A 22,017-nucleotide genomic window follows, 5' to 3' on the forward strand; every position below is an offset into this window, starting at 1 on the left:
CGGCCTGAAAAAAACGCGATGTTGGTTTCCTTGCCATGACCCTCCCGTCCGATCTGCCCCAAGAGCTCGCCCATCGCGGCGTGCGCCCGGCTGATCGTCTCGGTTTTACCCTGTTCCTGGCGGCATTGATCCACTTGGCACTGCTGCTGGGCGTCGGGTTTGCCACGGTAGAACCCAAACAGATCAGCCAGACCCTGGAAATCACCCTGGCCACCTTCAAAAGCGAAGCCAAGCCACAAAAAGCGGACTTCCTCGCCCAGGAAAACCAGCAAGGCAGTGGCACCCTGGAAAAAAAGGCGACGCCCAAGACCACCCAGATCGCGCCGTTCCAGGACAATAAAGTGCAGAAGGTCACACCGCCGCCAGCGGCCAAGCCCGAGGTCCGGGAGACGGCGCCCAAGGCAGCCGTGACCACCGTGGCGCCGAAGCCGAAAAAAGCCCCGGTCAAGGAAGAGGTCAGGCCCGACCCCAAACCCAAGGCCCCGGTGCCCACCTTCGACAGCGCCCAACTGTCCAGCGACATCGCCAGCCTGGAAGCCGAGCTGGCCCAGGAACAGCAGTTGTATGCCAAACGCCCGCGTATCCACCGCCTGAGCGCCGCCTCGACCATGCGCGACAAGGGCGCCTGGTACAAAGATGAGTGGCGCAAGAAAGTCGAGCGCATCGGCAATCTCAACTACCCCGACGAAGCCCGGCGCAAGCAGATCTATGGCAACTTGCGGCTGCTGGTCTCGATCAACCGCGACGGCTCGTTGTATGAAGTGCTGGTGCTGGAGTCCTCCGGCCAGCCATTGCTGGATCAGGCCGCCCAGCGGATCGTGCGCCTGGCCGCGCCGTTCGCACCGTTTACCGGGGACCTGTCGGACATCGACCGCCTGGAAATCATCCGCACCTGGAAGTTCGCCCGGGGCGATCGTCTCTCCAGCAACTGACCCCATCCCCTTGTGGGAGCGAGCCTGCTCGCGATAGCAATCGAACATCCAGCATTGATGTCGCCTGACACACCGCATCGCGAGCAGGCTCGCTCCCACAGGGGTTTCGTGACAGTCTCCGGCATTTGCTGCACATCCCCAGCTTGTCAGTTCGCCCCTGCGCCGCCACACTAGCGCCTATGAAAAACGTCAGCCCCACCTACCTCAAGCATCACTTCCTGATTGCCATGCCACACATGGCCGATCCGAACTTTGCCCACACCTTGACCTACATCGTCGAGCACACGGCCAATGGGGCCATGGGGCTGGTGATCAATCGGCCGCAGGAACTGAACCTGGCGGACATTCTTGAGCAGTTGCGCCCGGATGTAGAACCGCCACTCTTGTGCCAGCACGTCCCGATTTTCATCGGCGGCCCGGTGCAGACCGACCGAGGCTTCGTGCTCCACCCGACGGGGCCGTCCTACCAGGCCACCGTGGACCTGGATGGCGTATCGCTGTCCACCTCCCAGGATGTGCTGTTCGCCATCGCTGACGGCGTAGGCCCGGAAAAAAGCCTGATCGCCCTCGGCTATGCCGGTTGGGAAGCCGGGCAATTGGAAGCCGAGCTGGCCGATAACGCCTGGCTGACCTGCCCGTTCGACGCCGACATCCTGTTCAACACCAGCAGCGAACTGCGCCTGGAAGCAGCGGCCAGCCGGCTGGGGGTCAACCTCAGTCTGCTCACCAGCCAGGCAGGACACGCCTGATGGCCCTGCGCTTGCTGCTGGGCTTCGATTACGGCACCAAACAGATCGGCGTGGCGGTCGGCCAGGTGATTACCGGCCAGGCCCGCGAGCTGTGCACCCTCAAGGCGCAGAACGGCGTTCCCGACTGGAACCAGGTCGAAGCGCTGATCAAGGAGTGGAAACCCGACGCCGTGGTGGTCGGCCTGCCCCTGAACATGGACGGCACGCCCAGCGAGATGTGCGTTCGTGCGGAGAAATTCGCCCGCAGGCTCAACGGCCGCTACAACCTGCCTTTCTATACCCACGACGAGCGTCTGACCACGTTCGAGGCCAAGGGCGAACGCCTGGTACGTGGCGGGCAGAAAGGCAGTTACCGCGACAACCCGGTAGACGCCATCGCGGCCGCCCTGCTGCTGCAAGGCTGGCTCGACGCCAACGCCGCCCTGTTCGAAACCTGATTTTTTTGAAAGCGCCGCCAGGGCGCTTTCTTTTAGCGATAAACCGGGCCTCTGACCACCGGCCCGGGAACCTGAAGGAGCCAGCATGAGCCTGCCCAATCCCGCCGAACTGATCAGCCAGATGGCGATTCGTCTCACGGCGCATCTGGAACAACGCGGCATCAGCGAACCGCGCTACATCGGCATTCGCACCGGTGGCGTCTGGGTCGCCCAGGCCTTGCTCGAAGAACTGGGCAGCGATGCGCCGCTGGGCACCCTCGATGTGTCGTTCTACCGCGACGACTTCAGCCAGAACGGCCTGCACCCGCAAGTGCGCCCTTCGGCCCTGCCGTTCGAGATTGAAGGCCAGCATCTGGTACTGATCGACGATGTGCTGATGAGCGGCCGGACCATCCGCGCCGCCATGAACGAACTGTTCGATTATGGCCGCCCCGCCAGCGTGACCCTGGTGTGCCTGCTGGACCTGGACGCCGCCGAGCTGCCGATCCGCCCGAACGTGGTCGGCGCGACGCTGACGCTGGCCGCCCACGAGCGAGTCAAGCTGTCCGGCCCCGCGCCGCTGCAACTCGAACTGCAAGACCTTGCCCTTTAACTGCCCTTGTAAGAGTCCATTGCGATGACGCCTCTCGAAACCAAGCGAGCGCTACAGCTCAACGATCAGGGCCAGCTGCGGCACTTCCTGTCCCTCGACGGCCTGCGCCGCGAGCTGCTGACGGAAATCCTCGACACCGCCGATTCGTTCCTCGAAGTCGGGGCCCGGGCGGTCAAGAAAGTCCCGTTGCTGCGCGGCAAGACCGTGTGCAACGTGTTCTTCGAAAACTCCACCCGCACCCGCACCACCTTCGAACTGGCGGCCCAGCGACTGTCGGCGGACGTGATCACCCTGAACGTGTCCACCTCCTCGGCGAGCAAGGGCGAAACCCTGCTCGACACCTTGCGCAACCTCGAGGCCATGGCGGCCGACATGTTCGTCGTGCGTCACGGTGATTCCGGCGCGGCGCATTTCATTGCCGAGCATGTATGCCCGCAAGTGGCGATCATCAACGGCGGCGACGGCCGTCACGCCCACCCAACCCAGGGCATGCTGGACATGCTGACCATCCGTCGGCACAAGGGCAGCTTCGAGAACCTGTCGGTGGCTATCGTCGGCGACATCCTGCACTCGCGGGTGGCCCGTTCGAACATGCTCGCCCTCAAGACCCTCGGCTGCCCGGACATCCGCGTGATCGCGCCGAAAACCCTGCTGCCCATTGGCGTCGAGCAGTATGGCGTGAAGGTCTACACCGACATGACCGAAGGCCTCAAGGACGTGGACGTGGTGATCATGCTGCGCCTGCAGCGCGAACGCATGACCGGCGGCCTGCTGCCGAGCGAAGGCGAGTTCTACCGCCTGTTCGGCCTGACCACCGCGCGCCTGGCCGGGGCCAAGCCGGACGCCATCGTCATGCACCCGGGGCCGATCAACCGCGGGGTGGAGATCGAGTCGGCAGTGGCCGACGGACCACATTCGGTGATCCTCAACCAGGTGACCTACGGCATCGCCATCCGTATGGCCGTGCTGTCCATGGCCATGAGCGGGCAAACGGCCCAGCGCCAATTCGACCAGGAGAACGCCCAGTGAAGCTCAGCATTCTCGGCGCACGCGTGATCGATCCGGCCAGCGGCCTGGATCAAGTGACTGACATCCATATCGATGCCTGCAAAATTGTCGCCCTTGGCGCCGCTCCAGCCGGTTTTACCGCCGTTGATACCCTCAACGCCCAAGGCTTGGTGGCCGCTCCGGGGCTGGTGGACCTGAACGTCGCCCTGCGCGAACCCGGTTACAGCCGCAAAGGCAGTATCGTCAGCGAAACCCAGGCTGCCGCCGCCGGTGGCGTGACCAGTTTGTGCTGCCCGCCGCAGACCAAGCCGGTACTGGACACCTCGGCCGTGGCCGAGCTGATCCTCGATCGCGCCCGCGAAGCCGGCAACACCAAGGTCTTCCCTATCGGCGCCTTGAGCAAAGGCCTCGATGGCGAGCAACTGGCAGAACTCATTGCGCTACGCGACGCCGGTTGCGTGGCGTTCGGCAATGGCCTGAACAGTTTTCGCAATACCCGCACCCTGTGCCGCGCCCTGGAATACGCTGCGACCTTCGGCCTGACGGTGATCTTCAACTCCCAGGATCACGATCTGGCTGAAGGTGGGCTGGCCCACGAAGGCCCGACCGCCAGTTTCCTCGGCCTGCCAGGCATTCCGGAAACCGCCGAGACCGTGGCCCTGGCCCGGGACCTGCTGCTGGTGGAACAAAGCGGCGTGCGCGCACACTTCAGCCAGTTGACCAGCGCCCGCGGCGCCGCACTGATCGCCCAGGCCCAGGCTCGCGGCCTGCCCGTCACCGCCGATGTAGCGCTGTACCAACTGATCCTGACCGACGAAGCGCTGATCGACTTCAACAGCGTCTATCACGTCCAGCCGCCGCTGCGCACCCGCGCCGACCGCGATGGCTTGCGCGAGGCTGTGAAGTCCGGGGTGATCTCGGCCATCTCCAGCCATCACCAGCCCCACGAGCGCGATGCCAAGCTGGCACCATTCGGCGCCACGGAACCGGGCATCAGCAGTGTCGAACTGTTGCTGCCACTGGCCATGACACTGGTGGAAGACGGATTGCTGGACCTGCCGACCCTGCTCGCACGCCTGAGCAACGGCCCGGCCGACGCGCTGCAATTACCGGTGGGTAAACTGGCAGTGGGCGCGGCGGCGGACCTGGTGCTGTTCGACCCGGCGGCGTCCACTGTGGCGGGTGAAGCCTGGCGCTCCAAGGGTGACAACTGCCCGTTCCTTGGCCACAGTTTGCCGGGGGTGGTGCGTTATACGCTGATGGATGGGCGGATTACTCACCAGGCCTGACATCGCGTCGGTCTTATCGCGAGCAGGCTCGCTCCCACAGGGATCTTCGGTGAACACATAACCTGTGAACACCTTGATCCAGTGTGGGAGCGAGCCTGCTCGCGATGCAGGCGACTCGGTCTTAGTGAAAAGCCCCGCGCTTCTGCGCATTGCGAATCGAGACCTGATCGTTCAGCGTCCAGAAGTCATACAGCACCCCCAGGAAAAACACCCCGCCAGTCAGCAGGTAAAGGATGCCGGTGAGCCATTTGCCCTGGTACATGCGGTGCACACCCAGCACACCGAGAAACGTCAGCAGAATCCACGCCACGCTGTACTCGAGGGGACCCGGGGTGAAGCGCAGATCGGCCTCCCGATCCATGGCCGGAATCAGGAACAGGTCGATCAGCCAGCCGATGCCCAACAGGCCAAAGGTGAAAAACCAGATCGTGCCGGTGACCGGCTTGCCGTAATAGAAGCGGTGGGCGCCGGTAAAGCCGAAAATCCACAAGAGATAGCCGATCACTTTGCTGTGGGTATCGCGTAAAGCGTCCTGCTGATAGCTGTTCATGAATCGCCTCTTTTGCCTCGATAGATAAATTTGTTCGGATTATTTGTGACTTTTTTATGGATTGCCGACAAGCGGTCTCCAGCGTCAGGAACCCGGTAAACCCCCGTGCTGTCTGGGTTCTGTCAGACAATCAGGTCAATATGTCGCAATTATGCGGGTTTCACCTGGGGTTGCGATTCGACAAACGGCCTCGGAACAGTAAAAAAAGCTGTTATAAAGTTGCGCGCTTACCTTCAAGAGCCCTGCCTAATGCGTCCATTTATCAAGACATGGCTAACCATTTGCCTATTATTGCCCCTGGCCGCCCACGCCACCAATCGTGAGCAACGTCTTCCCAACGTCAACGGCTACACCCCCAAATCCCATGTTTCTGCTCCTTCGAGCAAGAACAAGCGAAACGCCCAGCGTTTGAGCACCGCCAATAGCAAGCTGGTTCCGGTCATGACCGCCAAGACAAGCAGCAACGTCTTGAGCCGTGCCGTGAACGTACTGGGAACACCTTACCGTTGGGGCGGCAGTAGCCCAAGCAAAGGTTTCGATTGCAGCGGCCTGGTGAAGTACGCCTTCAACGATGCCACCTTCGACCTGCCGCGCACTTCCAATGCGATGGCCAGCGGTCACGGCCAGAAGGTCGATCGCAAGGACCTCAAGCCCGGCGATCTGATTTTCTTCAAGCTCAAGAGCCGCCGGGTCAACCACGTGGCCATCTACCTGGGTAACGACCGCTTCATCCACGCCCCGCGCCGTGGCAAGTCGGTCACCATCGACACCTTGAACAAGCCGTACTGGAACAGCCACTACGTCCTTGCCAAGCGGGTGCTGCCCAAAGAGCCGAAAGGGATGCAGCTGGTTCAGCGCTGATTTGAAAGTGGCACATTTGCCAGTTCATGCAAACTGTGGGAGCGAGCCTGCTCGCGATAGCGGTACATCCGTCAACTTCAATGTTGGCTGATCCAACGCTATCGCGAGCAAGCTCGCTCCCACAGGAGGTTTTGTGGCCTATCCTCAGAAGTTATCCGGCGTACGCGCCCGCTCCCGCGCATGTTCGCGGCTGATCAGCCCCTTGTTCAGCAAATCCTTCAAACACATATCCAATGTCTGCATCCCCAGCGACCCACCGGTCTGGATCGCCGAGTACATCTGCGCCACCTTGTCCTCGCGGATCAGGTTACGGATCGCCGACGTTCCCAGCATGATTTCATGAGCCGCGACCCGGCCGCCGCCAATCTTCTTGACCAGCGTCTGTGAAATCACCGCCTGCAAGGATTCGGACAACATCGAACGAACCATGGATTTCTCATCCCCCGGGAACACGTCCACCACCCGGTCGATGGTCTTGGCCGCCGAGGTGGTGTGCAAGGTGCCAAACACCAGGTGACCGGTTTCGGCGGCGGTCAGGGCCAGGCGGATGGTCTCCAGGTCACGCATCTCCCCCACCAGAATCACGTCCGGGTCTTCGCGCAGGGCTGAGCGCAGGGCCGTGGAGAAACTTTGGGTGTCGCGGTGCACTTCGCGCTGGTTGATCAGGCATTTGCGCGGCTCGTGGACAAACTCGATGGGATCTTCGATGGTGAGGATGTGATGGTGTTTGTGGGTGTTGAGGTAGTCGATCATCGCCGCCAGGGTGGTGGACTTGCCGGAGCCGGTCGGCCCGGTCACCAACACCAGCCCGCGAGGCGCCTCGGTCACTTTGCGAAACACTTCGCCCATCCCCAGGTCTTCCATGGTCAGGACTTTCGACGGGATGGTTCGGAACACCGCACCTGCACCGCGATTCTGGTTGAACGCATTGACCCGGAACCGTGCGACGCCCGGCACGTCGAAGGAAAAGTCGGTTTCCAGAAACTTCTCGTAATCTACCCGCTGCCGGTCGTTCATGATGTCGTAGATCAGCTCATGGACCTGCTTGTGGTCCAGGGCCGGCAGGTTGATCCGCCTCACATCGCCATCGACACGAATCATTGGCGGCAGCCCGGCGGACAAGTGCAGGTCCGATGCGCCCTGTTTGGCGCTGAACGCCAGTAACTCAGTGATATCCATAGCGCTCCTCAATTCCAGTAGAATGCCGCGAACCTCACCGCTGGCGCTTCTTTAATGTCCACGATAGCAGACAACATTGCTCAGGTTAGATCGCGTATCCGCGCAGCCGAACAAGCCGCCCACCGCGACGAACACAGCGTGCAGCTGCTGGCGGTGAGCAAGACCAAGCCCGCCCAGGCCCTGCGTGAAGCCTATGCCGCCGGCCTGCGGGACTTTGGCGAGAACTATCTGCAGGAGGCGCTGGGCAAACAGGCCGAACTGACCGACCTGCCCTTGATCTGGCACTTCATCGGCCCCATTCAATCGAACAAGACGCGCGCTATCGCCGAACATTTCGACTGGGTGCATTCCGTGGATCGTTTGAAAATTGCACAACGCCTGTCCGAGCAGCGCCCGGCCGACCTACCGCCGCTGAATATCTGCATCCAGGTCAACGTCAGCGGTGAAGACAGCAAATCCGGCTGCACCGCGGCGGACCTGCCCGCTCTGGCCAGCGCCATCAGCGCGTTGCCACGCCTGAAGCTGCGTGGGTTAATGGCGATTCCCGAACCGACCGAGGAGCGTGCCGCCCAGGATGCCGCCTTCGCAGCGGTTCAACGCTTGCAAGCCGATCTGAAGCTACCGCTGGACACCCTTTCCATGGGCATGAGCCATGACCTCGAGTCGGCCATTGCCCAGGGCGCCACCTGGGTGCGGATCGGTACAGCGCTGTTTGGTGCGCGCGACTATAGCCGTAGCTCGTCGTAAGCCATGCTGACTCAACTCTCTAATCAAGGACCTGTCATGAGCAACACACGTATTGCCTTCATCGGCGCCGGCAACATGGCCGCCAGCCTGATCGGCGGCCTGCGGGCCAAGGGTCTGGACGCTTCGCAGATCCGCGCCAGCGATCCTGGGGCCGAGACTCGCGCCCGGGTGAGCACAGAGCACGGCATCGAAACGTTCGCCGACAACGCCCAGGCCATCGAGGGCGCGGACGTCGTCGTGCTGGCGGTCAAGCCACAGGCGATGAAAACTGTCTGCGAGGCCATTCGTCCAAGCCTCAAACCCCATCAGATGGTGGTGTCGATCGCCGCCGGCATCACCTGCGCCAGCATGAACAACTGGCTCGGGTCCCAGCCGATCGTGCGCTGCATGCCCAACACCCCGGCGCTGCTGCGCCAGGGCGTCAGTGGGCTGTTCGCGACCGCACAAGTGACCGCCGAACAGCGCCAGCAGGCCGAAGAGCTGCTCTCGGCCGTAGGCCTGGCACTGTGGCTGGAAACCGAGCAGCAACTGGATGCGGTGACGGCGGTGTCCGGCTCGGGCCCGGCATACTTTTTCCTGCTGATCGAAGCCATGACCGCCGCCGGTGAAAAACTCGGCCTGCCGCGCGAAACCGCCGCCAAACTGACGTTGCAGACCGCCCTGGGCGCCGCCCACATGGCAGTGTCCAGCGATGTCGATGCGGCCGAACTGCGGCGCCGGGTGACTTCGCCAGCCGGCACCACCGAAGCCGCCATCAAATCGTTCCAGGCCGGGGGCTTCGAAGCCCTGGTGGAAAAAGCACTCGGCGCCGCCGCGCACCGCTCGGCCGAAATGGCCGAACAACTGGGCCAATAAGGAGCCATTCATGATCGGATTGAACACTGCAGCGGTCTACGTGCTGCAAACCCTCGGCAGCCTGTACCTGCTGATCGTACTGCTGCGCTTTGTGCTGCAACTGGTGCGCGCCAACTTCTACAACCCGCTGTGCCAGTTCATCGTCAAGGCCACCCAGCCATTGCTCAAGCCACTGCGCCGGATCATTCCGAGCGTGTTCGGCCTGGACATGTCGTCGCTGGTACTGGCGATCATCGTGCAACTGGCGCTGATGGCCCTGACCCTGCTGCTGACCTACGGCACCACCGGCAACCCGCTGCAACTGCTGATCTGGTCGATCATTGGCGTGACCGCGCTGTTCCTGAAGATTTTCTTCTTCGCCCTGATCATCAGCGTGATCCTGTCCTGGGTCGCTCCCGGCAGCCACAACCCGGGCGCCGAACTGGTGAACCAGATCTGCGAGCCGGCGCTGGCACCGTTCCGCCGCATCGTGCCGAACCTCGGCGGGCTGGATATCTCGCCGATCCTGGCGTTCCTGGTGCTCAAGCTGATCGACATGCTGGTGATCAACAACCTGGCAGCGATGACCATGATGCCGGAAATCCTGCGGTTGCTGATCTAAAACGCTGCAGCCTTTCCTATGGCGAGGGAGCTTGCTCCCTCACCATGGGTAAAGCGGCGGACAATCAGCTCCGCCCTTTGCTTGCCGCTTGCCACAGCGGTCTTTAGACTTACGCCTCATTTCAACGAGAGCAGGGTCGATGCCAGCTGCCTTTCCCCCCGATTCCGTTGGTCTGGTGACGCCGCAAATGGCGCATTTCAGCGAGCCCCTGGCCCTGGCCTGCGGTCGTTCGTTGCCAGCCTATGACCTGATTTTCGAAACCTACGGCACCCTCAATGCCACGGCGAGCAATGCCGTGCTGATCTGCCATGCCTTGTCGGGGCATCACCACGCCGCCGGCTATCACAGTGTCGACGACCGCAAGCCGGGCTGGTGGGACAGTTGCATCGGCCCGGGCAAGCCCATCGACACCAACAAGTTCTTCGTGGTCAGCCTGAACAACCTCGGCGGCTGCAACGGTTCCACCGGCCCCAGCAGCGTCAACCCGGACACCGGCAAGCCCTTCGGCGCCGACTTTCCGGTTCTGACCGTGGAAGACTGGGTCCACAGTCAGGCACGCCTGGCGGACCGCCTCGGTATCGCCCAGTGGGCCGCAGTGATCGGCGGCAGCCTGGGCGGCATGCAAGCCCTGCAATGGACCATCACTTACCCGGACCGTGTGCGCCACTGCCTGGCAATCGCCTCGGCCCCCAAGCTGTCGGCGCAGAACATCGCCTTCAACGAAGTGGCGCGCCAGGCGATCCTCACCGATCCGGAATTCCATGGCGGCTCGTTCCAGGAACACGGCGTGATTCCCAAGCGCGGGCTGATGCTGGCGCGGATGGTCGGGCATATCACCTACCTGTCCGATGATTCCATGGGTGAGAAATTCGGCCGCGGTCTCAAGAGCGAAAAGCTCAACTACGACTTCCACAGCGTCGAATTCCAGGTGGAAAGCTACCTGCGCTACCAGGGCGAAGAATTCTCCGGACGCTTCGATGCCAACACCTACCTGTTGATGACGAAAGCCCTGGACTACTTCGATCCGGCGGCGAACTTCGACGATGACCTGGCAAAAACCTTTGCAGGCGCCACCGCCAGGTTCTGCGTGATGTCGTTCACCACCGACTGGCGCTTCTCCCCGGCCCGCTCACGGGAGCTGGTGGACGCGCTGATGGCTGCCCGCAAGGACGTCTGCTACCTGGAAATCGACGCGCCCCAGGGTCACGACGCCTTTCTGATCCCGATCCCGCGCTACCTGCAGGCGTTCGGCAACTATATGAACCGTATAACGCTGTGAGGACGCCATGAGAGCCGATCTGGACATCATCCAGGAATGGATCCCCGCCGGCAGCCGCGTGCTCGACCTGGGCTGCGGCAACGGCGAACTGCTGACCTGGCTGCGCGACCACAAGCAGGTCACCGGCTACGGCCTGGAAAACGACCCGGACAACATCGCCGAGTGCGTGGCCAAGGGCATCAATGTCATCGAGCAGGACCTGGACAAGGGCCTGGGCAACTTCGCCAGCAACAGCTTCGACATCGTGGTCATGACCCAGGCGCTGCAAGCGGTGCACTACCCGGACAAGATCCTCGACGAAATGCTGCGGGTCGGGCGCCAGTGCATCATCACCTTCCCCAACTTTGGTCACTGGCGCTGCCGCTGGTACCTGGCGAGCAAGGGGCGCATGCCGGTGTCGGAATTTCTGCCCTACACCTGGTACAACACGCCGAACATCCACTTCTGCACCTTCGAGGATTTCGAGGCATTGTGCCGCGAACGCCAAGCCAAGGTCATCGATCGCCTGGCGGTGGACCAGCAGCACCGCCACGGGTGGGCCAGCAAGCTATGGCCTAATCTGTTAGGTGAAATAGGCATCTATCGGGTCAGCAGCCCAGGCCTTGCCGATCATCAGGTCGCGGTGTGAACCCCGGCCTTTCCAGGAGCACGACATGAAACGTCTAGCGTTGTTTCTCATTACCGCCTGCCTGAGCGCCGGAGCCATGGCCGCGGATGTCATCAAGAGCGATCGCAAGGAAGTGTTCGGCGACATCACCGTGCACTACAACACCTTCAATTCCACCTTCCTGACGCCGGATATTGCCGACGCCGCCGGATTGATCCGCGACAAGACCCAGGGCGTGATCAACGTTTCGGTACTCAAGGATGGCAAACCCTTGAAGGCCGAGGTCAGCGGGACAGTCAAGGACCTTACCAGCAGCAGTGTCACGCTGAACTTCAAGGAGGTGGCCGAACCCAACGCGACCTATTACATCGCCCAATACCCGGTGAAACAGCAGGAAACCCGCACCTTCAACATCCAGGTGAAAACGGGCGATAAGATCAACACCCTCAACTTCAACCAGGAACTGTTCCCCGGCGAATGATGAATTTCACCCAACTCGTACTGGCCAGCCACAACGCCGGCAAACTCAAGGAACTCCAGGCCATGCTCGGCGGGTCGGTGCAACTGCGCTCGATTGGCGAGTTCAGCCAGGTCGAACCTGAAGAAACCGGCCTGTCGTTCGTCGAGAACGCCATCCTCAAGGCCCGCAACGCCGCGCGCATTTCCGGCCTGCCGGCGCTGGCCGACGACTCCGGGCTGGCGGTGGACTTTCTCGGCGGCGCGCCGGGCATCTATTCAGCCCGCTACGCAGATGGCAAAGGCGACGCGGCGAACAACGCCAAGCTGCTCGAGGCCCTCAAGGATGTGCCCGAAGCCGAGCGCGGCGCACAGTTCGTCTGCGTCCTGGCCCTCGTCCGCCATGCCGACGATCCACTGCCGATCCTCTGCGAAGGCTTGTGGCACGGGCGCATTCTCACCGAAGCCAGCGGCGAGCACGGTTTTGGCTACGATCCGCTGTTCTGGGTGCCGGAGCGCAACTGCTCCAGCGCCGAACTGGGCCCGGTGGAAAAAAACCAGCTGAGCCACCGCGCCCGCGCCATGGCTTTGCTGCGCCAACGCCTGGGCCTGCAATGATCGATGAGTCCCCCGCACCTCTGATCCATGGCGGTGCGCAAACGCCTCGGGCACCGCTGCCAATGCTGCCGCCTTTGGCGTTGTACATCCACATTCCGTGGTGTGTACGCAAATGCCCGTATTGCGATTTCAACTCCCATGCCGCCAGCCCGCAGTTGCCGGAAGAAGAATACGTCGACGCCTTGCTGGCCGATCTCGACCAGGACCTGCAGGCGGTGTATGGCCGGGAACTGAGCTCGATCTTTTTCGGCGGCGGTACTCCAAGCCTGTTCAGCGCCCAGGCCCTGGGCCGGCTGCTCAAAGGTGTCGAGGCGCGAATCCCCTTCGCCCATGACATTGAAATCACCCTGGAAGCCAACCCAGGGACCTTCGAGCAAGAGAAATTTGTCGCTTACCGGGCACTGGGCATCAATCGCCTGTCCATTGGCATCCAGAGCTTTCAGGAAGCCAAGCTCAAGGCTTTGGGCCGGATTCATAACGGTGACGAAGCTGTGCGCGCCGCCGGCATGGCCCGTCAGGCCGGGTTCGACAACTTCAACCTGGACCTGATGCATGGCCTGCCCGATCAGTCCCTGGACGACGCCTTGAGCGACTTGCGCCAGGCCATTGCACTGAAGCCCACGCATCTGTCCTGGTATCAGTTGACCCTGGAGCCAAACACGGTGTTCTGGAACCAGCCGCCGACCTTGCCGGAGGACGACACGCTGTGGGACATCCAGGAAGCCGGGCAAGCGCTGCTGGCCGAACATGGCTACAGCCAATACGAAGTCTCGGCCTACGCCCAGCCCGGGCGACCGGCGCGGCATAACCTCAATTACTGGAGTTTCGGCGACTTCATCGGCATCGGCGCGGGCGCCCACGGCAAGCTCAGCCATCCGGACGGGCGTATTGTGCGCACCTGGAAAACCCGCCTGCCCAAGGACTACCTCAACCCAGCCAAACGCTTCCTGGCCGGCGAGAAAACCCTGAGCAATGAAGAACTGCCCTTCGAGTTCCTGATGAACGCGCTGCGCCTGACCGAAGGTGTGGACGCGCGGCTTTACCCCGAACGCACCGGCCTGCCTTTGCAGAGTCTGGCTGAAGGCCGACGCGAGGCCGAACAAAGCGGGTTGTTGCGGGTCGAACCGGCACGTCTGGCAGCCACCGAGCGCGGACAGTTGTTTCTCAATGACCTGTTGCAGAAATTTTTGAGCTAATCACACAAGGAAACCCCATGGATCTGGTACTCGACCTGCTCGCCACCGTGTCCCGCTGGAGCCGCAGCAACCTGTCGGAAATCTCCCTGGCATTGGTAGGCTGTCTGCTGGTGCTGTTTGGTGCCGACATCAAGGGCTGGGTCGAACAACGCCTTGGCAATATTGCCGGGGCCTTGCGCGTCCCGCTGATCGCCCTGCTGTGCATGATCGGCAGCGGCGCGGCCTTGATCTACGCCACGCCGTGGGTCGTCCGGGGCTTGAGCCAGTTCAACAACTACAGCCTGGCACCGGTGCTATTGGTGGTGCTGGTGTTGATTGGGGTGGTCGCTGACCGTCGCTGATTTTCGATGTAGCACAGAACGAAATGTGGGAGCGAGCTTGCTCGCGATGGCGGCCTGACAGTCAACATTGATATTGAATGTTATGGCCTCATCGCGATCAAGCTCGCTCCCACAGGGGATCCCATTTCAGCAGGATCTTCTGGTGTTTAAGCCACCTTCTCGAACTTCAAATCCCAAACCCCATGCCCCAAGCGTTCGCCACGGCGTTCGAACTTGGTGATCGGTCGTTCGGCCGGGCGCGGTACGCACTTGCCGTCTTCGGCCAGGTTACGGTAACCCGGGGCGACGTTCATCACTTCCAGCATGTACTCGGCGTAGGGTTCCCAGTCGGTGGCCATGTGCAGCACACCGCCGACCTTCAACTTGCTGCGCACCAACTCAGCGAACGACGCCTGGACGATACGGCGCTTGTGATGGCGGCTCTTGTGCCATGGGTCAGGGAAGAACAGCATCAGCCGGTCGAGGCTGTTGTCGGCCACACAGCGGTTGAGCACTTCGATGGCGTCGCAGTCGTAGACCCGCAGGTTGGTCAGTCCTTGGGTCAGTACGCCGTTGAGTAGCGCGCCCACACCGGGACGATGAACTTCCACACCGATGAAATCCTGTTCCGGCGCCGCGGCGGCCATTTCCAGCAGCGAGTGGCCCATGCCGAAGCCGATTTCCAGCGAGCGCGGCGCCGAGCGGCCGAACACCTGGTCAAAGTCCACCGGCGCATCGGCCAGGGGCAGGACAAACAGCGGCGTGCCCTGTTCCAGGCCGCGTTGCTGGCCTTCGGTCATGCGCCCGGCGCGCATCACGAAACTCTTGATGCGGCGGTGTTGGCGCTCTTCGCCTTCTTCCGGGAGGACAGGCGTGTCGTTCGATTCAGTCATCAATGGCTCTTACTTGATCAGACCATCCAGCGGCGAAGAGGCGCTGGCGTAGAGTTTTTTCGGCATGCGGCCGGCGAGGTATGCCAGGCGACCGGCCACAATGGCGTGTTTCATGGCTTCGGCCATCAGGATCGGTTGCTGGGCATGGGCGATGGCCGAGTTCATCAGCACTGCTTCACAGCCCAGTTCCATGGCGATGGTGGCGTCGGAGGCGGTGCCAACACCGGCATCCACCAACACCGGAATCTTGGCTTCTTCCAGGATGATCTGCAGGTTGTACGGGTTGCAGATCCCCAGACCCGTGCCGATCAGGCCAGCCAGCGGCATCACCGCGATGCAGCCGATTTCCGCCAGTTGACGGGCGATGATCGGGTCATCGCTGGTGTAGACCATCACGTCGAAACCTTCCTTGACCAGGGTTTCGGCAGCCTTGAGGGTTTCGATCACGTTGGGGAACAGGGTTTTCTGGTCCGCCAGCACTTCCAGCTTCACCAGGTTGTGGCCGTCGAGCAGCTCACGGGCCAGGCGGCAGGTGCGCACGGCCTCAATGGCGTCGAAGCAACCGGCGGTGTTGGGCAGGATGGTGTAGCGATCTGGCGGCAGGATATCCAGCAGGTTCGGTTCGCCCGGGTTCTGGCCGATGTTGGTGCGGCGCACGGCAACGGTCACGATTTCAGCGCCCGAGGCTTCGATGGCCAGGCGGGTTTCTTCCATGTCGCGGTATTTGCCGGTGCCAACCAGCAGACGCGACTGGTAGGTACGACCGGCCAGGACGAAGGGCTTGTCGCTACGAACGATGCTCATGGGAAATCCTCTGTTGGGGTGAGGTTCTGGCGAAATACTGGAAAACCGCAGGGACTAGCCGCCGCCGATGGCGTGGACCACTTCGACGCTGTCGCCATCGTTCAACGTGGTGTCGGCGTGCTGGCTGCGCGGGACGATATCCAGATTGAGCTCCACCGCGACGCGGCGTCCGGTCAGTTCCAGACGGGTCAGCAGGGCCGCAACGGTTTCACCGTCGGGCAGATCAAGGGGTTCGCCGTTCAATTGAATGCGCATGCCGGATGCCGCCATCATTTTTAGGGGCTGGCATTCTAGCCCGATCAGTCTGGACGACCCAAGCCATTCGTCATGAATTGGACCGTGCGGTCAGCCCAACCGCCAGGCGGCAAGCCCCAGGCACAACCAGCCGATCAGGAACGCCACCCCACCGAACGGCGTGATAATGCCCAGTTTGCTGATGCCCGTGAGCGTCAGCAGATACAGACTCCCGGAGAACAGCAGGATACCGATGACAAACGAAATCCCGGCCCAGGTGACGATACGTCCGGGGATGTGCGTGGCCAGCAGCGCGACGCCCAGCAACGCCAGGGTGTGTACCAACTGATAGGTGACGCCGGTATGAAAGATCGCCAGGTAATCGGCGCTCAGGCGATTTTTCAGGCCGTGGGCGGCAAACGCTCCCAGTGCCACGCCGGTGAAGCCGAAAAAAGCAGCCAGCATCAGAAAACTACGCAGCATGAGAACTCCAGTCAGACTCGGTGGACAGGGTCTGTATAATGGCCCGCTCGACGGGTTCGGCCAAGCCATCTCTATGTTGCATTCATTGTTTCGACGATTCGTTAAAGCCCTGCTCTGGTTCGCCGTCGGCAGCGTTGTGCTGGTGCTGTTGTTTCGCGTGGTGCCGCCGCCGTTCACCGCGCTGATGATCGAGCGCAAGGTTGAGTCCTGGTTCGGTGGCGAGCCGATCGACCTGCAGCGTACCTGGCAACCCTGGGATCAGATTTCCGACAACCTCAAAATCGCGGTAATCGCAGGTGAGGACCAGAAATTTCCAGAGCACTGGGGCTTCGACTTCGGTGCGATCCAGGCCGCGCTTACCCATAACGGACGTGGCGGCTCGATTCGCGGCGCCAGCACCCTCAGCCAGCAAGTGTCCAAGAACTTGTTCCTGTGGCCGGGCCGCAGCTGGCTGCGCAAGGGCCTGGAAGCCTGGTTTACCGCGCTGATCGAAATACTCTGGCCCAAGCAGCGGATCCTCGAGGTGTACCTCAACAGCGTCGAGTGGGATGACGGTGTGTTCGGTGCCGAAGCCGCAGCGCGGCATCACTTTGGGGTAAGCGCCGATGCATTGTCCCGGCAACAGGCCAGCCTGCTGGCGGCGGTCCTGCCCAACCCCCGGGTATGGAGCGCCGCACGCCCAAGCCCTTATGTACTGCGGCGCGCGAACTGGATCCGCCGGCAGATGAGCCAGTTGGGGGGTGACAGCTACCTGCTGGGGCTCAATGATTCGCGGCGGGCGCCTTGGGCCCAGTAGCCGAGGCGCTGAAGATCCCCTGTGGGAGCGAGCCTGCTCGCGATGGCGTCGGATCATTCGACATCGTCATCGACTGACCCGACGCCATCGCGAGCAGGCTCGCTCCCACATCAGGGATCTGCGTGGCGTCAAACATTGGCGCACAACAAAACGCCCCGATCATCACTGATCGGGGCGTTTTTTATTACCGCTACCGCAGGTCAAGCCGCAATCGACACCTTGAGCTTGTTCATCGCGCTCTTCTCAAGCTGGCGAATCCGCTCGGCCGACACGTTGTACTTCTGCGCCAGGTCGTGCAGCGTGGCTTTTTCCTCGGCCAGCCAGCGCTGGTAAAGGATGTCACGGCTGCGCTCGTCCAGCACTTCCAGGGCTTCGTGCAGGTTGGTGTTGGAGTTGTCGCTCCAGTCGGCGTCTTCCAGTTGACGCGCCGGGTCATACCGGTGGTCTTCCAGGTAGTTGGCCGGCGACTGGAAAGCGCTGTCGTCGTCCGCTTCGGCGGCCGGGTCAAAGGCCATGTCATGGCCGGTCAGGCGACTTTCCATCTCGCGCACTTCCCGCGGCTCGACGCCCAGGCTCTCGGCCACACGATGGACTTCTTCATTGTTCAGCCAGGCCAGACGTTTCTTCTGGCTGCGCAGGTTGAAGAACAGCTTGCGCTGGGCCTTGGTGGTCGCGACTTTCACGATGCGCCAGTTGCGCAGGATGAACTCGTGGATTTCCGCCTTGATCCAGTGCACTGCAAACGACACCAGGCGCACACCCATTTCCGGGTTGAAACGCTTGACCGCCTTCATCAGGCCGACGTTGCCTTCCTGGATCAGGTCGGCCTGGGCCAGCCCGTAGCCGGAATAGCTGCGGGCGATATGTACAACAAAACGCAGGTGGGCGAGCACCATCTGCCGAGCCGCCTCAAGATCCTGCTCATAATAGAGACTCTCGGCCAGTTCACGCTCCTGCTCGGGCGTCAGCAAAGGGATGCTGTTCACCGTGTGCACATAAGCCTCCAGGTTCGCACCCGGGACCAGAGCATAAGCAGGTTGCAAAGAAGTGGTCATACGAAAAAACCTCCGACTCACATAACTCGTGCAGTTCAGCACTGCGAAAATTGACCGGGAACCGTAGGACAAGTTCCCACAAAAACCGAAAGGTCAATACGCGCAAAAAACACTATTTTGGAGCAAGCTCACGCAAGTGGCGTGCTACCGCAATCCATGCACCGATATAACCCAACAGCACCGCGCCAAGCAAGAGCGACAGACCGTCGGCGGCTGGCACTCCGGCCAGGGAAAAATCACTGCCGTACAAACCGGCCAGCCCCACTACCGCGTCATTCAGCCAGTCCAGGCCAAACGCCAATACGCCCCAGGACAGAATCCCCGCACCGAAGCCATACAGCGCTCCCATATAAAGGAAGGGCCTGCGTACATAACTGTCCGTACCGCCGACGAGTTTAATCACTTCTATCTCGGTGCGGCGGTTTTCAATATGAAGACGAATGGTATTGCCTATCACCAAAAGTAATGCAGAAACCAGAAGCACCGTCAGACCGAAGACAAATCGGTCGCCGAGCTTGAGGATCGCCGCAAGACGCTCGACCCAGACTAGATCAAGTTGCGCCTGTTGTACCTTCGGCAACTCGGAAAGTCTTTGTCTTAATGCTTCAAGGGTCGGCTTGTCGACTTCGTCGGGTGTCACCAGTACCACACCTGGCAGCGGGTTTTCCGGCAGTTCCTTGAGGGCATCGCCCAGGCCGGACTGCTGCTGGAATTCTTCCAGCGCCTGCTCGCGACCAATGTATTCGGCGTCGGCCACGCCCGGCATGGCCTTGATCTGCTCGCGCAACGCCTGGCCTTCGGCAGGGCTCGCTTCCAGCTGCAAATACAGGGAAATCTGCGCGGCACGCTGCCAGGAGCCACCCAGGCGCTCCACATTACTTAGCAATAATGACAGGCCCATGGGCAAACTCAGGGCCACCGCCATCACCATGCAGGTAAAAAAGCTGCCGATCGGCTGCTTGCCCAGACGCTTGAGGCTGTCCAGCAGGCTGGCGCGATGGCTTTCGACCCAGGCGTGAAACAGTGTCGCGAAATCCGGGCCGTCGTCATCGTCGCGCTTCTTCTTTGGCGGCTGCGGATCGGAGGCTTTCGGAGCCACGCGCTCGGCCACCTTGGGGCTGCGGGTCGCACTCATACGCCAGCCTCCCCGTCACCGATCAGTCGACCGCGTTGCAAGGTGAGCATGCGGTGACGCATGCGCGCGATCAGGGCCAAGTCGTGACTGGCAATCAGCACGCTGGTGCCCAAGCGATTGATGTCTTCGAATACGCCCATGATTTCCGCCGCCAGACGCGGGTCCAGGTTACCGGTGGGTTCGTCCGCCAACAGCAAGGCCGGGCGATGAACGATGGCGCGGGCGATGCCCACGCGCTGTTGCTGGCCGGTGGACAGGTCGCCGGGGTACAGATCGGTCTTGTCCGACAGCGCCACACGCTCCAGGGCCGAATCCACGCGCTTGTTGATCTCGGCCTTGGACAGGCCAAGGATCTGCAAGGGCAACGCCACGTTGTTGAACACCGTGCGATCGAACAGCAACTGGTGATTCTGGAACACCACGCCGATCTGCCGACGCAAGTAAGGAATCTGGGCATTGCTGATGGTGCTCAGGTCCTGGCCGGCCAACAGCAATTTGCCGGTGGTGGGCCGTTCCATCGCCAGCAGCAGGCGCAGCAAGGTACTTTTACCGGCGCCAGAATGGCCGGTGACAAACAGAAACTCGCCACGACGGACCCGAAAGCTCAGCTCATGCAAGCCGACGTGACCGTTCGGATAGCGTTTACCGACCTGTTCGAAACGAATCATGAGTGCTCCCGCTCGGCAAACAGTGCCTGGACAAAGGGCTCGGCTTCAAAGGTGCGCAGATCGTCGATGCCTTCACCCACGCCGATGTAGCGAATCGGCAGGCCGAACTGCTTGGCCAGGGCGAAAATCACCCCGCCCTTGGCGGTCCCGTCGAGCTTGGTCAGGGCCAGTCCGGTCAGTTGGACGGTCTGGTTGAACTGCTTGGCCTGGTTGATGGCGTTCTGGCCAGTGCCGGCGTCCAGCACCAACAGCACCTCATGGGGTGCGTCGGCATCGAGCTTGCCGATCACCCGGCGAACCTTCTTCAGCTCTTCCATCAGGTTGTCTTTGGTGTGCAGGCGACCGGCCGTGTCGGCAATCAGCACATCGATGCCACGGGCCTTGGCGGCCTGCACGGCGTCGAAAATCACTGAAGCGGAGTCGGCGCCGGTGTGCTGGGCGATTACCGGAATCTTGTTGCGCTCGCCCCACACTTGCAGCTGTTCGACCGCAGCGGCGCGAAAGGTGTCGCCGGCGGCGAGCATGACTTTCTTGCCCTCCAACTGCAGCTTCTTCGCCAGTTTGCCAATGGTCGTGGTCTTGCCGGCGCCGTTGACGCCCACGACCAGGATCACGAACGGCTTGTTCTGTGAGGCAATCACCAGCGGCTGTTCCACCGGTTTGAGCATGTTGGTCAACTCGCCCTGCAAAGACTTGTACAAAGCGTCGGCGTCGGTGAGCTGCTTGCGCGCCACCTTTTGAGTCAGGCTCTGGATGATCACCGACGTCGCCTCGACGCCGACATCGGCGGTCAGCAAGCGCGTTTCGATGTCTTCCAGCAATTCGTCGTCGATGACTTTCTTGCCCAGAAACAGGCTGGCCATGCCTTCGCCGATGCTGGCGCTGGTCTTGGACAGGCCTTGCTTGAGGCGGGCGAAGAAGCCGACCTTGTTCTCTTCGGCGGCAGGCGCGGGCTCTGCGAGAGCTGGCAATTCAACTGCAACAGGCTCCGGTTCAGGGGCGGCTGGGGCAGCGACAGGCATGATGGCAGGCGCTGGCACTTCGACGATCGGCTCCACGGCCGGGGCCGCGACAGATGGGGTCAGTGCCGGAATCGGCGGGGCGGTATGCGACGCCTGCGCGTCCTCCACCAACGCTACCGGCTCTTCCGCCACGGGCAAGGTCAGCCAGGGGGTTTGCCCTTCGGGTGGGGCCAGCGGTTGCTCGGCCACCGGTTCAGCGCTCGACTCCGGCTCGGGCTCGGCCGGTTGCAATACCGGCTCGGCAATCGGCAGGACAATCGGGGCTGCTTGTTCGGCGACCGCCTCGGCATCGGGCTCAGGCAGCGGTTGCGGCTGTTCGACGACAGTTTCCTGCGGCTTCTTGCGCAGCCATCCGAACAGGCCTTTTTTCTCGCCAGCCGCAGCTGGGGTCTTCTTGTCGTCGTTGGAACCAAACATGGAGGACGGCTATCTCACGGTAGCGACGCGCCCAGGGCGCCTCGGTGATAAATATTCGATGCTGAACAGACTGCGTTTCACCCAGCTTGTTCACGCGCAACATTTTGTCGAGTTGTCCCCAGGACACCTCAAGGTCGATTTTTTCGAAGGACTGGCACGGCATCATCGGCGAAAACGCTGGGATCAACGAACAAACCCAGGGCTTCTTCCGAGAACCCAAACAACCCCGGACCG

The 22,017-nt window shown here is 61.8% G+C and carries 27 protein-coding genes; 17 read left to right on the forward strand and 10 right to left on the reverse strand.

Annotated features, from left to right (window positions below):
* Nucleotides 1–35: 35 nt before the first annotated feature.
* From BW979_RS01405 to BW979_RS01430, 6 genes are all read left to right on the forward strand, one after another.
* Nucleotides 36–932 (forward strand): energy transducer TonB, encoded by an 897-nt coding sequence (locus tag BW979_RS01405; RefSeq protein WP_047225999.1) that lies wholly within the window; start codon nt 36–38, stop codon nt 930–932.
* Nucleotides 933–1,111: 179 nt separating this feature from the next.
* Complete coding sequence (locus tag BW979_RS01410) at nt 1,112–1,681, forward strand: YqgE/AlgH family protein (RefSeq protein ID WP_047226000.1); 570 nt, start codon at nt 1,112–1,114, stop codon at nt 1,679–1,681.
* Complete coding sequence (gene ruvX / locus BW979_RS01415; RefSeq protein WP_047226001.1) at nt 1,681–2,118, forward strand: Holliday junction resolvase RuvX; 438 nt, start codon at nt 1,681–1,683, stop codon at nt 2,116–2,118. The genes BW979_RS01410 and ruvX overlap by 1 nt, the downstream gene beginning before the upstream one ends.
* A gap of 85 nt (nt 2,119–2,203) precedes the next feature.
* Complete coding sequence (gene pyrR / locus BW979_RS01420; RefSeq protein WP_047226002.1) at nt 2,204–2,710, forward strand: bifunctional pyr operon transcriptional regulator/uracil phosphoribosyltransferase PyrR; 507 nt, start codon at nt 2,204–2,206, stop codon at nt 2,708–2,710.
* 24 nt (nt 2,711–2,734) lie between these two features.
* Entirely contained in the window at nt 2,735–3,739 is a 1,005-nt protein-coding gene (locus BW979_RS01425; protein WP_047226003.1) for an aspartate carbamoyltransferase catalytic subunit, read from the forward strand.
* Entirely contained in the window at nt 3,736–5,007 is a 1,272-nt protein-coding gene (locus tag BW979_RS01430; RefSeq protein WP_076383024.1) for a dihydroorotase, read from the forward strand. The genes BW979_RS01425 and BW979_RS01430 overlap by 4 nt, the downstream gene beginning before the upstream one ends.
* Nucleotides 5,008–5,128: 121 nt before the next feature.
* Here BW979_RS01430 and BW979_RS01435 read toward each other — a convergent pair whose 3' ends face one another.
* Nucleotides 5,129–5,557, reverse strand: coding sequence for an NINE protein (locus BW979_RS01435; RefSeq protein WP_047226005.1), 429 nt, complete (start codon nt 5,555–5,557; stop codon nt 5,129–5,131).
* Nucleotides 5,558–5,806: 249 nt separating this feature from the next.
* On the opposite strand from BW979_RS01435, the gene BW979_RS01440 reads away from it, so the two are divergent.
* Nucleotides 5,807–6,418, forward strand: coding sequence for a C40 family peptidase (locus BW979_RS01440; RefSeq protein ID WP_047226006.1), 612 nt, complete (start codon nt 5,807–5,809; stop codon nt 6,416–6,418).
* 144 nt (nt 6,419–6,562) lie between these two features.
* On the opposite strand, the gene BW979_RS01445 is transcribed toward BW979_RS01440, so the two are convergent.
* On the reverse strand, nt 6,563–7,597 hold the full coding sequence (locus BW979_RS01445; RefSeq protein ID WP_047226007.1) for a type IV pilus twitching motility protein PilT: 1,035 nt from the start codon (nt 7,595–7,597) through the stop codon (nt 6,563–6,565).
* A 54-nt stretch (nt 7,598–7,651) separates the two neighbouring features.
* Between BW979_RS01445 and BW979_RS01450 the strand changes: the two genes are divergently transcribed.
* From BW979_RS01450 to BW979_RS01490, 9 genes are all read left to right on the forward strand, one after another.
* Entirely contained in the window at nt 7,652–8,344 is a 693-nt protein-coding gene (locus BW979_RS01450) for a YggS family pyridoxal phosphate-dependent enzyme (protein WP_076383026.1), read from the forward strand.
* Between the two features lie 36 nt (nt 8,345–8,380).
* Nucleotides 8,381–9,199 (forward strand): pyrroline-5-carboxylate reductase, encoded by an 819-nt coding sequence (gene proC, locus BW979_RS01455; RefSeq protein ID WP_047226009.1) that lies wholly within the window; start codon nt 8,381–8,383, stop codon nt 9,197–9,199.
* A 10-nt stretch (nt 9,200–9,209) separates the two neighbouring features.
* A complete protein-coding gene (locus BW979_RS01460) occupies nt 9,210–9,800 on the forward strand; it encodes a YggT family protein (protein ID WP_047226010.1) in 591 nt (196 codons plus the stop codon).
* Between the two features lie 139 nt (nt 9,801–9,939).
* A complete protein-coding gene (gene metX, locus BW979_RS01465) occupies nt 9,940–11,079 on the forward strand; it encodes a homoserine O-succinyltransferase MetX (protein ID WP_047226011.1) in 1,140 nt (379 codons plus the stop codon).
* A gap of 7 nt (nt 11,080–11,086) precedes the next feature.
* On the forward strand, nt 11,087–11,707 hold the full coding sequence (gene metW / locus BW979_RS01470; protein ID WP_047226012.1) for a methionine biosynthesis protein MetW: 621 nt from the start codon (nt 11,087–11,089) through the stop codon (nt 11,705–11,707).
* Between the two features lie 25 nt (nt 11,708–11,732).
* The gene (locus tag BW979_RS01475) at nt 11,733–12,167 is read left to right on the forward strand and encodes a DUF4426 domain-containing protein (RefSeq protein WP_047226013.1); all 435 of its coding nucleotides are present in this window, start codon (nt 11,733–11,735) and stop codon (nt 12,165–12,167) included.
* Complete coding sequence (rdgB, locus tag BW979_RS01480; protein WP_047226014.1) at nt 12,164–12,760, forward strand: RdgB/HAM1 family non-canonical purine NTP pyrophosphatase; 597 nt, start codon at nt 12,164–12,166, stop codon at nt 12,758–12,760. The genes BW979_RS01475 and rdgB overlap by 4 nt, the downstream gene beginning before the upstream one ends.
* Nucleotides 12,761–12,822: 62 nt before the next feature.
* On the forward strand, nt 12,823–13,956 hold the full coding sequence (gene hemW, locus BW979_RS01485) for a radical SAM family heme chaperone HemW (RefSeq protein ID WP_218938991.1): 1,134 nt from the start codon (nt 12,823–12,825) through the stop codon (nt 13,954–13,956).
* Between the two features lie 17 nt (nt 13,957–13,973).
* The gene (locus BW979_RS01490; protein ID WP_047226016.1) at nt 13,974–14,297 is read left to right on the forward strand and encodes a DUF3392 domain-containing protein; all 324 of its coding nucleotides are present in this window, start codon (nt 13,974–13,976) and stop codon (nt 14,295–14,297) included.
* A 146-nt stretch (nt 14,298–14,443) separates the two neighbouring features.
* Here the strand turns inward: BW979_RS01490 and trmB are convergent, their stop codons facing one another.
* The 4 genes from trmB to BW979_RS01510 form a co-directional block, all read right to left on the reverse strand.
* Nucleotides 14,444–15,169 (reverse strand): tRNA (guanosine(46)-N7)-methyltransferase TrmB, encoded by a 726-nt coding sequence (gene trmB / locus BW979_RS01495; protein WP_047226017.1) that lies wholly within the window; start codon nt 15,167–15,169, stop codon nt 14,444–14,446.
* Between the two features lie 9 nt (nt 15,170–15,178).
* Nucleotides 15,179–15,973 carry a thiazole synthase gene (locus tag BW979_RS01500; protein ID WP_003177480.1) on the reverse strand — a complete coding sequence of 265 codons (795 nt, stop codon included), beginning with the start codon at nt 15,971–15,973 and terminating at the stop codon, nt 15,179–15,181.
* Between the two features lie 54 nt (nt 15,974–16,027).
* On the reverse strand, nt 16,028–16,228 hold the full coding sequence (thiS, locus tag BW979_RS01505) for a sulfur carrier protein ThiS (RefSeq protein ID WP_160893822.1): 201 nt from the start codon (nt 16,226–16,228) through the stop codon (nt 16,028–16,030).
* A gap of 90 nt (nt 16,229–16,318) precedes the next feature.
* A complete protein-coding gene (locus BW979_RS01510) occupies nt 16,319–16,690 on the reverse strand; it encodes a DUF423 domain-containing protein (RefSeq protein WP_047226019.1) in 372 nt (123 codons plus the stop codon).
* Nucleotides 16,691–16,763: 73 nt separating this feature from the next.
* Between BW979_RS01510 and mtgA the strand changes: the two genes are divergently transcribed.
* Nucleotides 16,764–17,486 (forward strand): monofunctional biosynthetic peptidoglycan transglycosylase, encoded by a 723-nt coding sequence (gene mtgA / locus BW979_RS01515; RefSeq protein ID WP_076383030.1) that lies wholly within the window; start codon nt 16,764–16,766, stop codon nt 17,484–17,486.
* Nucleotides 17,487–17,686: 200 nt separating this feature from the next.
* On the opposite strand, the gene rpoH is transcribed toward mtgA, so the two are convergent.
* From rpoH to ftsY, 4 genes are all read right to left on the reverse strand, one after another.
* A complete protein-coding gene (gene rpoH, locus BW979_RS01520; protein ID WP_003177476.1) occupies nt 17,687–18,541 on the reverse strand; it encodes an RNA polymerase sigma factor RpoH in 855 nt (284 codons plus the stop codon).
* A 112-nt stretch (nt 18,542–18,653) separates the two neighbouring features.
* A complete protein-coding gene (gene ftsX, locus BW979_RS01525) occupies nt 18,654–19,676 on the reverse strand; it encodes a permease-like cell division protein FtsX (RefSeq protein WP_047226021.1) in 1,023 nt (340 codons plus the stop codon).
* Nucleotides 19,673–20,344 (reverse strand): cell division ATP-binding protein FtsE, encoded by a 672-nt coding sequence (ftsE, locus tag BW979_RS01530; protein WP_024778908.1) that lies wholly within the window; start codon nt 20,342–20,344, stop codon nt 19,673–19,675. The genes ftsX and ftsE overlap by 4 nt, the downstream gene beginning before the upstream one ends.
* A complete protein-coding gene (gene ftsY / locus BW979_RS01535) occupies nt 20,341–21,783 on the reverse strand; it encodes a signal recognition particle-docking protein FtsY (RefSeq protein WP_076383032.1) in 1,443 nt (480 codons plus the stop codon). The genes ftsE and ftsY overlap by 4 nt, the downstream gene beginning before the upstream one ends.
* Between the last annotated feature and the right edge of the window lie 234 nt (nt 21,784–22,017).

The organism is Pseudomonas sp. A214 (assembly GCF_900156295.1).
In the GTDB taxonomy this organism is placed as follows: Bacteria; Pseudomonadota; Gammaproteobacteria; order Pseudomonadales; family Pseudomonadaceae; genus Aquipseudomonas; species Aquipseudomonas rhizophila.